The 13,144-nt window shown below is 39.3% G+C and carries 13 protein-coding genes; 2 read left to right on the forward strand and 11 right to left on the reverse strand.

The genetic code is table 11. The annotated features are described in order from the left end of the window. Positions 1-5: 5 nt before the first annotated feature. Genes mrdA through rsfS form a run of 3 tightly spaced genes read right to left on the reverse strand, consistent with a single transcriptional unit; the run spans position 6 to position 2,740 of the window. On the reverse strand, positions 6-1,901 hold the full coding sequence (gene mrdA, locus LG402_RS05270) for a peptidoglycan DD-transpeptidase MrdA (RefSeq protein WP_227336553.1): 1,896 nt from the start codon (positions 1,899-1,901) through the stop codon (positions 6-8). Between the two features lie 39 nt (positions 1,902-1,940). After that, positions 1,941-2,411: a 23S rRNA (pseudouridine(1915)-N(3))-methyltransferase RlmH gene (gene rlmH, locus LG402_RS05275; protein WP_004246050.1), complete on the reverse strand. Its 471-nt coding sequence runs from the start codon at positions 2,409-2,411 to the stop codon at positions 1,941-1,943. Between the two features lie 2 nt (positions 2,412-2,413). Next, on the reverse strand, positions 2,414-2,740 hold the full coding sequence (gene rsfS, locus LG402_RS05280) for a ribosome silencing factor (protein WP_006537732.1): 327 nt from the start codon (positions 2,738-2,740) through the stop codon (positions 2,414-2,416). 514 nt (positions 2,741-3,254) lie between these two features. Here rsfS and LG402_RS05285 point away from each other — a divergent pair. Further along, positions 3,255-4,001, forward strand: a complete 747-nt coding sequence (locus LG402_RS05285; RefSeq protein ID WP_227336554.1) for a YbgA family protein — start codon at positions 3,255-3,257, stop codon at positions 3,999-4,001. A 10-nt stretch (positions 4,002-4,011) separates the two neighbouring features. On the opposite strand, the gene nadD is transcribed toward LG402_RS05285, so the two are convergent. From nadD to LG402_RS05325, 8 genes are all read right to left on the reverse strand, one after another. Further along, the gene (gene nadD / locus LG402_RS05290; RefSeq protein ID WP_210812883.1) at positions 4,012-4,683 is read right to left on the reverse strand and encodes a nicotinate-nucleotide adenylyltransferase; all 672 of its coding nucleotides are present in this window, start codon (positions 4,681-4,683) and stop codon (positions 4,012-4,014) included. Next, positions 4,676-5,710 (reverse strand): DNA polymerase III subunit delta, encoded by a 1,035-nt coding sequence (gene holA / locus LG402_RS05295; protein ID WP_166540946.1) that lies wholly within the window; start codon positions 5,708-5,710, stop codon positions 4,676-4,678. The genes nadD and holA overlap by 8 nt, the downstream gene beginning before the upstream one ends. Further along, positions 5,707-6,255 carry an LPS assembly lipoprotein LptE gene (gene lptE / locus LG402_RS05300; protein ID WP_109409515.1) on the reverse strand — a complete coding sequence of 183 codons (549 nt, stop codon included), beginning with the start codon at positions 6,253-6,255 and terminating at the stop codon, positions 5,707-5,709. Before lptE ends, holA begins: the two co-directional genes overlap by 4 nt. Positions 6,256-6,267: 12 nt before the next feature. Beyond that, a complete protein-coding gene (leuS, locus tag LG402_RS05305) occupies positions 6,268-8,850 on the reverse strand; it encodes a leucine--tRNA ligase (RefSeq protein ID WP_166540947.1) in 2,583 nt (860 codons plus the stop codon). Positions 8,851-9,177: 327 nt separating this feature from the next. Beyond that, entirely contained in the window at positions 9,178-9,903 is a 726-nt protein-coding gene (locus LG402_RS05310) for an amino acid ABC transporter ATP-binding protein (RefSeq protein ID WP_166540948.1), read from the reverse strand. Beyond that, positions 9,904-10,578, reverse strand: coding sequence for a glutamate/aspartate ABC transporter permease GltK (gene gltK / locus LG402_RS05315; protein WP_072070241.1), 675 nt, complete (start codon positions 10,576-10,578; stop codon positions 9,904-9,906). Next, positions 10,578-11,318 carry an amino acid ABC transporter permease gene (locus tag LG402_RS05320; RefSeq protein ID WP_109409518.1) on the reverse strand — a complete coding sequence of 247 codons (741 nt, stop codon included), beginning with the start codon at positions 11,316-11,318 and terminating at the stop codon, positions 10,578-10,580. The genes gltK and LG402_RS05320 overlap by 1 nt, the downstream gene beginning before the upstream one ends. A 114-nt stretch (positions 11,319-11,432) precedes the next feature. Then, the gene (locus tag LG402_RS05325; protein ID WP_109409519.1) at positions 11,433-12,326 is read right to left on the reverse strand and encodes an amino acid ABC transporter substrate-binding protein; all 894 of its coding nucleotides are present in this window, start codon (positions 12,324-12,326) and stop codon (positions 11,433-11,435) included. Between the two features lie 365 nt (positions 12,327-12,691). Between LG402_RS05325 and LG402_RS05330 the strand changes: the two genes are divergently transcribed. Continuing rightward, the gene (locus LG402_RS05330; RefSeq protein WP_109409520.1) at positions 12,692-13,081 is read left to right on the forward strand and encodes a metal resistance protein; all 390 of its coding nucleotides are present in this window, start codon (positions 12,692-12,694) and stop codon (positions 13,079-13,081) included. Positions 13,082-13,144 lie beyond the last annotated feature (63 nt).

The raw sequence follows: 13,144 nt of genomic DNA on the forward strand, positions 1-13,144 counted from the left end.
AATGATTATTCCTCTGAACCGCGTGGAGCAGCTGGCGAATCAGGTAACACTGTGTTGTTATCACCTAGGAGAATGTGGTCAAGAATTTGTCTTGTAATATCACCGACAGAAGGGCCAGCACCACCATTTTCTAAAATAATTGCTATAGCAACAGTCGGCTTATCATAAGGCGCAAAGGCAATCATCAGTTTGTGGTCACGAAGATGTTCAGCTAATTGGCTTGCGTTGTATGTTTCATAACTAAACACCTGTGCAGTTCCTGATTTAGCTGCCACTTTATAAGGAGCATCAGCAAAACTTCGACGACCTGTGCCATTAGGGAAGTTAGCCACACCATACATACCATGTTTTGCTAATTCCCAATAGCCAGAGTTAATATCACCAATTTGACGGGTTTCAGTATCAACATAAGGCAACATTTCATTACCTAGTTTCGTACCGTAAAGTAGGTGAGGGGTTTTAACTTGACCATCATTAATCAATGTCATTAACGCTTTTGCCATTTGAATTGGCGTTGCTGTCCAATAACCTTGACCAATTCCGACTGGGATCGTATCACCTTGATACCAAGGTTTTTTATAACGTTGCTGCTTCCACTCGCGCGTTGGCATGATGCCATTACGTTCTTCGGATAGATCAATTCCTGTGTATTCGCCATAGCCAAAGCGCCCCATCCAAGTTGATATACGATCGATTCCCATATCATAAGCAACTTGGTAGAAAAATGTATCCGCAGACTCAACAATGGACTTGGTAACGTTGAGTTTACCATGCCCCCAGCGTTTCCAGTCACGATAGCGTTTTTCAGAGCCTGGAAGTTGCCACCAGCCAGGATCGTGGATAGTCGTATTCGCAGTAATAACCCCTTCACTTAATGCAGCAACAGACATAAAGGGTTTAACCGTTGAGGCTGGTGGATAAAGGCCTTGTGTTGTTCGATTTATTAGCGGTCTATCAGGGTTATTTAGCAATCCTTGATAATCAGTATTAGAAATACCGCCCACAAATAAGTTCGGATCGTAACTTGGATTTGAGACAAGGGCTAAAATTTCACCATTACGAGGATCAGTCACTACAACAGCAGCTCGGCTTGTGGTGAGTAATGTTTCAATATAGGTCTGTAATTCAAGATCAACGGTAAGGTAAATATCTTTACCTGCTTGTGGCGGTTGTTCATGTAATTGGCGAATAACGCGACCACGGCTATTGACTTCAACTTCTTCATAGCCAGTTGTTCCGTGTAATACAGACTCATAATAACGTTCAATACCTAATTTACCGATATCATGAGTAGCGGCGTAATTAGGTGATAAACCTTCTTTATCAAGGCGTTCAACATCTTTATCGTTAATTTTTGCAACATAACCAATTACATGTGTTAATGCTGAGCCATAAGGATAATAACGGCGTTGATAACCTTTGATTTCTAAGCCCGGATAACGATATTGATTGATAGCAAAACGCGCAACTTGCACTTGGCTAAGTGTAGTTTTTAAGGGAATAGAGCTAAATCGACGAGAGCGCTTACGCTCTTTTTCAAAAGCTGTGATATCTTCATCAGTTAAGTCAACAACTTCTCTCAAACTTTCAAGCGTTTCTTGTAAGTTTGTTACCTTTTCAGGTACGACTTCTAACTGGTAGATAGTACGATTGAGCGCAAGAGGGATCCCTTTGCGATCGTAAATAATGCCACGACTAGGTGCAATTGGGACGAGTTTAATTCGGTTATCATTTGAACGTGTTTGATAATCGTCATGGCGAGCGATTTGTAAGTGATTGAGGTTAAAAACCAAAACACCACTTAATATAATAATTACTGAAAATGCGACGATCACACGGCGGATAAACAATTTTGATTCCGCAGTATAATCTCGAAACGGGGTACGTTTTTTTCTCTTCATCCCATTTGACTTCACTTACTGACCCGCCAATTTTATTGATTATTCACGATGATAAGGATGGTTTGTCGTAATACTCCATGCTCGATAAAGACTTTCTGCAACTACGACACGAACAAGGGGGTGTGGCATTGTTAAAGGAGATAAAGACCAGCTTTGTTCAGCTGCAGCTTTACAAGCAGGCGCTAACCCTTCAGGGCCACCAATTAATAAGCTGACATTTCTACCATCAAGCTTCCATCGATCAAGTTGTTCTGCAAGTTTTGGCGTATCCCAGCGAGCGCCAGGAATATCAAGAGTAACAATACGATTCCCTTTACCAACAGCTGCTAACATTTGTTCGCCTTCTTTTTCGAGAATTCGTTTAATATCGGCATTCTTTCCGCGTTTACCTGCGGGTATCTCAATAAGTTCTAAAGGCATGTCTTTGGGAAATCGATTAAGATAATCCATAAAGCCGGTCTGTATCCAGTCCGGCATTTTTGTACCAACGGCAATGAGCTGTAATTTCAAACTCAGCTCCAGAGTTTTTCAAGTTCGTACATGCGACGGCTATCTTCTTGCATTACGTGTACCATGGCTTCACCAAGATCGACGACAATCCAATCAGAAACACCTTGTCCTTCCACACCTAAAGGTTGTAATCCCGCTTCGCGGCAATCATCAACGAGATTATCTGCCACAGACATAAGATGTCTGCTGGATGTACCTGTGCAAATAATCATGTAATCCGTTACACTTGATTTTCCACGGACATCTAATGCAATGATGTCTTGAGCTTTAGAATCTTCAAGTTTATCAATAATAAATTGTTGTAATTCAGAACCTTGCAAAAGGATCACCTTTAATCTAATGAGTTAATTCAATCGAAAAATACTATACTCGTTATACGTCAGTTTGCAGTATTGTTAACTATGTTTATTTGTACTAGTTACAGACTTTTGTCTGCTTTTAGTGACCAATTTACTTGTCGTTTTACTGCATCTCGATTTATTTAGAGCATGAACGCTATTTTAAAGGAATTTACACCAATAAATCTATTTTACTCGATGAGTAATTCCAGTTAGCGATAACAAGAACATAAACCTCATTCTTTTGTTTTTCGACGTTTGATTTAGAAAAATTCATATATGCCCATTAACTGCGTCATAATCAATAATAAAAAGAAGGCGCATAAGAACTTTTCAGTTAGACGACAGTTTTACCTTACAGTTCCCTTAAGGGAACAGAGGGTGAGAATAACAGCTAAACATCGTCTGTCAATGCTCATCAAACACCTAATTAGGTGTGTTTTTACTTTGTTAGCGTCAGATTATACCGTGTAATGCTTAGACTTTTTAATTGGAGAAAAAAAGAATGGAAAGAAAAGTGAATTATCTCGGGATATCTTCAGAAATTATGAGTAACACCAATCACCAATTACAAGAAAAGTTAGCATTGCTTTGCGATACTGTTCAGGCGGAAAAGATAGGTATTATGCAGATAGAGGCTCAAAATAGAGATAACCTGTTACCACTTTATGGTTATGTTGGAAAAAAAGGAGACAGCCTTACCTCACCCTTGAATTTTGCTTTACCTCAATTAAATATTGATCAACTTTTACAGCCTATTGTTCTTGACCATTTTCTTACCCAATTTTTCACACTGTTTGATTATCAACAACAGGTTTATCAATCATTAACTAAAGGGGCTTTAGTTAAATTTCATAGCCGATACAAATATTTAATTATGGCTTATTCACTTGTGGCTTATCGAGAGTTGGGGCGTGATATTGCTAATTTTTCTGATGCTATTCCCCTTGGAGAAGTTGCATCGAAATATCAGGAAAAGCTAATGAAGGCATTCAGTGTTGCAGCAAATAGAGAAGGACAAACTAATGCGTTAATGCATATGGCTGGGTATTTTAAGCGAAATCTAAACTCACAACAAAAACAAGAAATGGCACAGACAATTTTACAATATCGTCAAGGTATTGTGCCTTTATCTAAACCTTATGATTTACTCAAATATTGGTTAACTGTTTATCCTGATGAGTATTTGAGTCATCAACGCTATTTTTCGCCTTATCCGTTCACTTTTAATTATTTAAGAGAGCAACTTTAGCCTTAATTCATTATTTATAGAGTTGTTGCTGGCGAATATAGTCTTCAACAGAACTGGGTAGCAAATCATGACAATCAATTCCTGCTTTATGGCGAGCACGAATATCTGTTGCTGAAATATTATAAAGAGGTGTATCAGCCAGAAAAATTTTGCCAGAAGGTAGGTAATGAATATCTTCTTGTTGATTAGTTTGGTGTTTTTTTAGCCATTCCTGCATTTGAGGTGACTCGAAATGAGTTTGATAACCAGGGCGAGCACAAACTAACAAATGGCATATATCTAATAGTTTTTCCCATTGGTGCCACGTATTAATTGAAAGTAATGAATCCTGACCAATAATAAATGCTAAAGGTTGTTTATTACCAATTTCTTGTCTGAAGTCTCTTAATGTCTCAATAGTATAAGAAGGTGTCAGCTTTTCAAGCTCACGAGTATCCACTTTAAATGAAGAATATGGCTCAAGAGCAAGACGTACCATATCCAGACGTTGCTGAGAAGATGCTTCAGGCTGTGGGCGATGAGGGGGAATATTATTGGGTAGCCATACCACTTCTTTTAAGCCAATTAATCCTGAAAGTGCTTCAACTGGACGTAAATGCCCATAATGAATTGGATCAAATGTGCCACCGTATAAGGCGATAGCTTGATTAATTAAAGGTGTAGGATCATTATTTTTAGGCATGACTTACAAATCCTTCTGGTAATGCTTTCCCACAAAGCAATAAGCCTAACGCGCTAAGAGATGGCCAAACAGTTTGACCATAATCTTGTTTAATGGTCATTTCGATACTGGCTAATAACCGTATTGCAGTTAGCAGTTGATGCTCGGATAAACGTTGTAATGCTGCTGTAAAAATTGGACGTCGGTTTTGCCAAATTCGATGTTTATCAAAAATCGTTTTTAAAGCGGCTGTTTTAGACTCTCGGTGTAGCGTAATTAATTGCATTAATTCACGTTGCAACGTTCTGAGTAAAATAACCGGTTCACTATCTTCTCTTTTGAGTTGTTGCAAAATATGCCATGCGCGTTGTGTTTTACCTGCAAGCAATGCATCAACCCAGTGATAAGGGGTAAAATGAGAAGCGTCATTAACGGCTGCTTCTACTCTAGGTAATGTCAATTTACCATCAGGGTAAAGTAGGGAAAGACGCTCTATCGCTTGTGCCAATGCGAGCAAATTACCTTCATAGCAGTAGCAAAGTAGTTGGTTACCTTGTTCATCCAGCGCTAATCCTTTTTGTTTTGCTCGACGAGCAACCCAATTAGGCAATTTATCAAGTTCAGGTGTGAGACAAGAAACATACGTTCCATTCTGGCTTAATGTTTTAAACCATTCACTGTTTTCTTGAGCCTTGGTGAGTTTATTGCCACGTAAAACCAACAATAAATCTTGATGTAACTCTTGAGATAACCTTGTGAGTTTCTCTGACATGGCTGCATTAGGGCCATTTTCAGGCAAATGCAGTAAAAGAGATTGTCTTTGAGAAAAAAGGCTTAGCGATTGACAAAGTGAGTAAATTTCATTCCAGTCCGTATTATTATCAAGAGTAAATTGATAGTGTTCAATAAACCCTTGGGCTTTAGCAACAGATTGGATGGCATCTTGAGACTCTTGGAGCAATAGAGGTTCATTGCCCCAGAGTAGATAACTTTGGCGCAACCCCTCTTGGAGCTGCGCATTCAGTTGTTCTGGATATAAGCGGATCATTTGGCCGGAGAGATTATCTGTTTTGCTTGCTCAGCTTGTGCGGCTTTTTGGCGTTCAGCATTGTGAACAACCAATAATTTACGCACTAATATTGCTGTCGCTTGTTCACGCATTTCTTGTTTGATAATGTCATTTTCAGCATCTTTTGCTAATGCTTCTAATGGGTTATCGAAGAATGGTCGTGAAACCTGTGATGAAATAGGATAAATCGTTCCATCTGGCATAATCACTTGCGCATCTAGCACAAATGTTAGCTGACGTTCTGCTGATTTACCGTCTTGATACACAGAAACGGTCTCTTTACTCTCTGACGAGCCCACAATTTTGAGAATAGGGATATCTGCTGTTGGATTTTCAACAAGCTGAACACCACTAAGTCTGAGTTGTTGGCGCATTACACGAGATAATGGGCCATAAGGGTCACCAGAGCTAAGATAAAGCGTTTTTAATTCTGCTGGAACCTGAGTTTTCCCTTGTAAGTGAAAACCGCAGCCAGCGGTGATTAACACCGCTAAACCGAAAAATAGCGAAAATAGATATCGCACTAGGCCTCCTTATCAGCCAACAACGATGTTCAGTAATTTTCCTGGAACATAAATGACTTTACGAATAGTCACATCTTCCAAGTATTTAGCAACACTGTACTCTTTTGTCGCCATTTCCTGAACATATTCTTTTTCTGAATTAGCCGGAACAGTGACACGACCACGGACTTTACCATTCACTTGAACAATAATCAGTTTAGTGTCATCAATCATAGCTTCTTCATCAGCAACAGGCCATGGCGCAACATCAACGTCTTCTTTTCCACCTAATGCCTGCCACATTACAAAACAAGCGTGAGGAATGATTGGAGAAAGCATACGAACGATGGCTTCTAATGCTTCTTGCATTAATGCACGATCTTGTTCTGTTTCTTGACTTGCACGAGTTAATTTATTCATTAACTCCATGATAGCTGCAATCGCGGTATTGAAAGCTAAACGGCGACCTACGTCATCAGACACTTTTGCGATAGTTTTATGTAAGTCACGGCGTAAATCTTTTTGTTCTTCTGTTAATGCAGACAGATCAAGTGATTGTGCCGATCCTTTTTGAGTGTGCTCATGAACTAAACGCCATAAACGACGTAAGAAACGGTTAGCACCTTCAACACTAGACTCTTGCCATTCAAGTGTTAATTCTGGTGGAGCTGCAAACATCATAAATAAACGGACGGTATCTGCACCATAACGTTCAACCATTGTTTGTGGGTCGATACCGTTATTTTTAGATTTAGACATTTTGCTCATGCCAGCATAAGTCAGTTCATGACCAGCACTGTCCGTCGCTTTAATGATGCGGTTTTTCTCATCACGTTCAACAATAGCTTCAGCAGGAGATACCCAATGACGAGCACCGTCTTCGCCTGTGTGATAGAACGCATCAGCTAATACCATTCCTTGGCACAGTAAACGTTTTGCTGGTTCATCAGAGTTCACTAAACCTGAATCACGCATCAGTTTATGGAAGAAGCGGAAATACATTAAGTGCATGATGGCGTGTTCAATACCACCAATATACCAGTCAACAGGTAACCAATAGTTAGCTGCTTTTGGATCTAACATGCCTTTATCGTAATCAGGGCAGGTATAACGAGCGTAATACCAAGATGATTCCATAAAGGTGTCAAAAGTATCTGTCTCACGCAGTGCTGGCTGACCATTAATGGTGGTTTTTGCCCACTCAGGATCGGCTTTAATTGGACTGGTGATCCCATCCATTTTTACATCTTCTGGCAGAATAACAGGCAGTTGATCTTCAGGAACAGGAACAACAGTACCGTCTTCTAAGGTTGCCATTGGAATTGGTGCACCCCAGTAACGTTGACGAGAAACACCCCAGTCACGTAAACGGTAATTAACTTTGCGTTCACCAACACCCATTTGTGCAAGTTTATCTGCAATAGCATTAAAGCCAGCTTGATTATCTAACCCTGAAAATTCACCAGAATTGATCAGGCTATTTTTCTCGGTTAATGCACCTTCAGATAAGTCAGGTTGGTTACCTTCAGCATCAGCAATAACAGCTTTAATAGGTAAGTTATATTTGGTTGCAAATTCCCAGTCACGCTCATCATGACCAGGAACAGCCATCACGGCACCTGTACCGTATTCCATTAAGACAAAGTTAGCGACCCAAATAGCTACTTTTTCTTTAGTTAATGGATGAATGGCATAAAGACCAGTAGCAATCCCTTTTTTCTCCATTGTTGCCATATCGGCTTCTGCCATTTTCATGTTACGGCATTCATCAACGAAGTGTTGAATTTCAGGATTGTTTTGAGCTGCTTTTTGCGCTAATGGATGACCTGCTGCAACGGCCACATAAGTAACACCCATAAAGGTATCAGGACGTGTTGTATAAACCGTCATTTTGTCGTCGCTATCCGCAACATCAAATGTGATTTCGACGCCTTCTGAACGACCGATCCAGTTACGTTGCATGGTTTTAACTTGTTCAGGCCATTCATCTAACGTATCTAAATCGTTTAACAGCTCTTCTGCGTAATCGGTAATTTTGATAAACCACTGTGGAATTTCTTTACGTTCTACTGGGGTATCACAACGCCAGCAACAGCCGTCAATAACTTGTTCGTTAGCTAATACGGTTAAATCATGTGGACACCAGTTAACAGCAGAGGTCTTTTTATAAACTAAGCCTTTCTCATATAACTTAGTAAAGAACCACTGTTCCCAGCGATAATATTCAGGTGTACAAGTAGTGACTTCACGATCCCAATCGTAACCAAAACCCAGTTTTTTTAACTGGTTTTTCATGTAATCGATGTTTTCGTAAGTCCATGGTGCTGGAGCGGTTTTATTTTTTACTGCGGCACCTTCTGCTGGTAAACCGAACGCATCCCAACCGATAGGTTGTAAGACGTTTTTACCCAGCATACGTTGATAACGGGAAATCACGTCACCAATGGTGTAGTTGCGGACGTGTCCCATGTGTAGTCGGCCAGAAGGATAAGGTAGCATTGACAGGCAGTAATATTTTTCTTTGTTATTATCTTCTGTCACTTTAAATGTATTGTTCTTTTCCCAGTGTTCCTGGATAGTTTGCTCTATATCTTCGGGACGATATTGTTCTTGCATGGCACCGATAATCCTATGGTGAATTAATGGCTACCGGAGGGTAACCGCTATTATGAAATTAAGTCTTGCATAGCATAGCTGATTTTGTCTAATAGCCACAACTATTGATCTCAATGAAAGCCACTGTTTGCATAACTTTTTCAAGACAATTGCGAGATATCTTGGAACGAGTTAAAACAAAAAGAGAATAAATGCGTGTTTTCTAGAAAAACGTTGGTGATATTGCGAGAAAAGAAGATTGCTTGATATTTGGTTGCGAGGTTTTTCAAAATTATTATTTGAGGCTGACGTGCTAAGAAAGCACGCCAGCAGAGGAGATATAAAGTATTAATGCAAGATTTTAGCTAAGAAATCTTTTGCCCTGTCTGATTTTGGATTATCAAAAAAGTCATTTTTAGGCCTATCTTCCACAATTCGACCTTCATCCATAAAGATAATACGGTCAGCAACTTTTTTAGCAAAACCCATTTCATGGGTTACTACCATCATCGTCATGCCTTCATTTGCAAGCTCTACCATTACATCGAGTACTTCGTTAATCATTTCAGGATCAAGTGCGGATGTAGGTTCATCAAATAACATTGCGATAGGATCCATACATAAAGCTCGAGCAATGGCGACACGCTGTTGTTGACCACCAGAAAGTTGAGCTGGGTATTTGTTCGCATGACTGGATAGACCAACGCGTTCTAATAACTTTAAGCCTTTTTCTTTTGCTGCGCCTTTCTCTCTATTAAGTACTTTAACTTGTGCGAGTGTAAGATTTTCAATAATAGAAAGATGAGGGAAAAGTTCAAAATGTTGGAATACCATACCTACTTTTGCTCGTAATTTAGCAAGATCGGTACGTTTATCATTTACTTTGATTTCATTAACAAGGATCTCACCTTGCTGTATTGGTTCTAGACCATTCACTGTTTTGATCAGTGTCGATTTACCTGAACCAGAAGGCCCACAGACAACAACAACTTCCCCCTTTTTAACTTCAGTGGAACATTCAGTCAGTACTTGAAATTGACCATACCATTTGGATACGTCTTTTAGGGAAATCATCTAGGTAGTCCTTTTTTTAAGAAAGTTCACTAACATTGAAGCTGCGAAGCTAATGACAAAATAAACAAAACCTGCAAAGAGGATCATCTCAACTTGTGTGCCATCGCGTTCACCAATATTTGCCGCCGTTCTGAAAAAGTCAGTGAGACTTAATACATAAACTAAGGACGTATCTTGGAACAAGACAATTCCTTGAGTGAGTAAAAGTGGAACCATGGCTCTAAATGCTTGAGGTAAAATCACTAAGCGCATCGTTTGTGATTTAGTCATTCCTAATGCAAGTGAGGCAGAGAATTGTCCTTTACTAACACTTTGAATACCTGCTCTTATAATTTCAGAGTAGTACGCAGCTTCAAATAATGAGAACGCTATCATTGCTGAAATTAAACGGATATCACTTTTCGGTGAAAGTCCTAGAACATTTTGTAATATGTTAGGCACAATTAAATAAAACCACAGTAATACCATGACTAATGGGATTGAACGAAAGGTATTAACGTAAGCAGCCGCAAACCAACTAATAGGTTTAAACGTAGAAAGGCGCATAACAGCAAGCACCGTTCCCCATAAAATACCAACTACTATAGCGGTGATGGTGATTTTTAAAGTGATTGCCATACCATCGACTAAAAATGGTAGGCTTGGAACAACAGAACTCCAGTCAAATTCGTACATTATTGACCTCCTGTTGTGCCAGGTAAACGCACACGTTTTTCAAGCCAACTCATGATTAACATAATGATGACGTTGATAAAAACATAGGCGAGGGTAATTGCTGTGAATGACTCATACGCTTTCGCTGAATAATCGAGTAGCTTGTTTGCTTGTGCCGCCATATCAATTAACCCGATAGTGGAAGCAATCGCTGAGTTTTTTACGAGATTAAGCATTTCGGAGGTCATTGGTGGAATAATGACACGATAAGCATTGGGTAATAAAACATAACGATAGGTTTGAGGTAAGGTTAAACCTAAGGCAAGTCCAGCAGCTTTTTGCCCACGGGGTAATGAATTAATTGCAGCTCTGACTTGTTCGCACATACGTGCTGCAGTAAACAAACCTAAACAGAGTGCTGAAGAGACAAAAAACTGTACATTTGGCGCTAAGTCCATTTTAAACCAGTCGCCAATAGATTGAGGTAATAGTTCAGGAATAACTAAATACCATGTAAAGAATTGAACAATAAGTGGTACGTTTCGGAATAACTCAACATAAATTGTACCTAAGCTCGAAAGCCAACGATTAGGTACAGTACGCAAAATTCCGAATAAAGAACCAACAAGAAAGGCAATAACCCAAGCGCATAAAGATAAGGCAATGGTGACTTGGAAGCCTGAAATCAGCCATCCTAAGTATGTGGTGTTTCCGAAAGGAGCTTCTTGGAAGAATATCCCCCAATCCCAATCAATCGACATGATTTCACCTCCGGTGAAAAATAGGGGCAGGGAACGACTGCCCCAAACTTCACTGATCTGTCTGTCCAACAGATACTTTATAATTATTTGTTTGCATCAACTTCGTATGTATTTTTAATTCAATGCTTTATCATTTGGTGATGCAAATAAGGCTTTCATTTCATCAGAGATAGTGAATTCTAGGTTAAGGTTTTTAGGTGGAATAGGGGCATTGAACCAGCGATTGAAGGATTTTTCTGCTTCGCCTGATTTTTGTGCGTTAGCGATAGTTTCATCGATTAATGCTTTGAATTGAGCATCGTCTTTACGCAACATACAACCATAGGCTTCTTCAGATTGTGGGGTTCCTACAATTTCCCACTGACCTGGTTTTTTCGCTTTAGCGCGTTCACCAGCAAGTAATGCATCATCCATCATAAAAGCGACAGCACGACCTGATTCAAGTGTACGGAATGAGTCTCCATGATCTTTTGCGCTGATAATGCGCATATTCATTTTTTTCTCATCGTTAAGTTTGTTGAGTAACATTTCAGATGTTGTTCCTGATGTTACGACTACGTTTTTACCGGATAGATCAGAGAAGTCTTTTATTCCACCGTCTTTTTTCGCCAGTAAACGTGTACCTACGATAAAAATAGTATTAGAGAAACTAGCTTGTTGCTGACGAGCTTCATTATTGGTTGTTGAGCCACATTCAAAATCAAATGTACCATTTTGTAATAATGGAATGCGATTCTGAGATGTAATAGGGATCAGGCGAACTTGCAGATTAGGTTTGCCTATTTTGTCTTTTACTGCTTGTACAATCAGATTGGAATAGTCTTGAGAATAACCAACCACTTTTTGTTGGTTGTCATAGTAAGAGAAAGGAACAGAGGATTCCCGATGTCCAACAATAATAATATCGTTGTCGTTGATTTTTTTTAAGGTTCCAGTGAGTTCTTCTGCCTGCACAGCTCCTGCAGCCCCTAAAATCATTAATGATAATGCTAGTTTACGCATGCGCATAATAACTCCTGTCGTGGTGATAAATGATATTTGTGATTTGCCTTGTGTTGCTTTTTTGTTTTAATTTGTTTTGATAATGTTAATAGATAGAACAAATAACATACCGTTGGGAAGTGTAATTTGTGAAATACGAGAGGTATCTCTCAATAAAAGAATGAAATCAAATGTGGTTGATTATTTTTTTGGAAGTTGTTTTCAATATTTAAAATTATTGTAGTAGAAACCTTACGGAAATAAAGGTTAAAGATGAAAAATTGAGATAATAGCAAAAATAAAATAAGTAGGGATTTGTAAAGTTTGTCTTAAGGAGTTGTTTGTCTGTGGATTACCGTTAAGATAGCGGGTCATATTGATGAGGAACATCTATGAGTAATTGGCGGTCAGGTCGCTGGCTAGTGGTGATAACAGTTTTGCTGATCTTGTGTTGCATTGTTCAGCGTTCATTAGGTGCCCACGTCATTAGTGAGCGCTTAGCGACGGCTGTTTCTCAAACTCAATATCCACTATCAACACCGATTACTGATGAGAATAGCGCAACAGAACATACTTATTCACTCTCTACCTGTGAATTAAGCGCTAAATCATTATTATCTGTTCCTCCACTAACAATAGAGCCTTTTTTCCATTCGTGGGCTGTACTATTACTGTTAAGTATGGCCGCTATCTATGTTTCGCGTCAGCGTAGCCAGAAAAAACACCATCATCCACCTCCTCCGATAAGACTTCACCTTCATTATTGTATTTTGAGGGATTAGAAATTTCCTTTTAGCTAAAAATTTGCACGTCTATCTTTGGGCGTAGCTTTGTGTGTAGCGTTG

The organism is Proteus sp. NMG38-2 (genome assembly GCF_020640995.1).
Classification (GTDB): Bacteria; Pseudomonadota; Gammaproteobacteria; order Enterobacterales; family Enterobacteriaceae; genus Proteus.

Excerpts from the sequence above, each read along its gene's own strand:
- mrdA (WP_227336553.1), bottom strand. The coding sequence starts at position 1,901 with ATGAAGAGAAAAAAACGTACCCCGTTTCGAGATTATACTGCGGAATCA.
- LG402_RS05285 (WP_227336554.1), top strand. The coding sequence starts at position 3,255 with ATGGAAAGAAAAGTGAATTATCTCGGGATATCTTCAGAAATTATGAGT.
- nadD (WP_210812883.1), bottom strand. The coding sequence starts at position 4,683 with ATGCCTAAAAATAATGATCCTACACCTTTAATTAATCAAGCTATCGCC.
- holA (WP_166540946.1), bottom strand. The coding sequence starts at position 5,710 with ATGATCCGCTTATATCCAGAACAACTGAATGCGCAGCTCCAAGAGGGG.
- leuS (WP_166540947.1), bottom strand. The coding sequence starts at position 8,850 with ATGCAAGAACAATATCGTCCCGAAGATATAGAGCAAACTATCCAGGAA.
- LG402_RS05310 (WP_166540948.1), bottom strand. The coding sequence starts at position 9,903 with ATGATTTCCCTAAAAGACGTATCCAAATGGTATGGTCAATTTCAAGTA.
- gltK (WP_072070241.1), bottom strand. The coding sequence starts at position 10,578 with ATGTACGAATTTGACTGGAGTTCTGTTGTTCCAAGCCTACCATTTTTA.
- LG402_RS05320 (WP_109409518.1), bottom strand. The coding sequence starts at position 11,318 with ATGTCGATTGATTGGGATTGGGGGATATTCTTCCAAGAAGCTCCTTTC.
- LG402_RS05325 (WP_109409519.1), bottom strand. The coding sequence starts at position 12,326 with ATGCGCATGCGTAAACTAGCATTATCATTAATGATTTTAGGGGCTGCA.
- LG402_RS05330 (WP_109409520.1), top strand. The coding sequence starts at position 12,692 with ATGAGTAATTGGCGGTCAGGTCGCTGGCTAGTGGTGATAACAGTTTTG.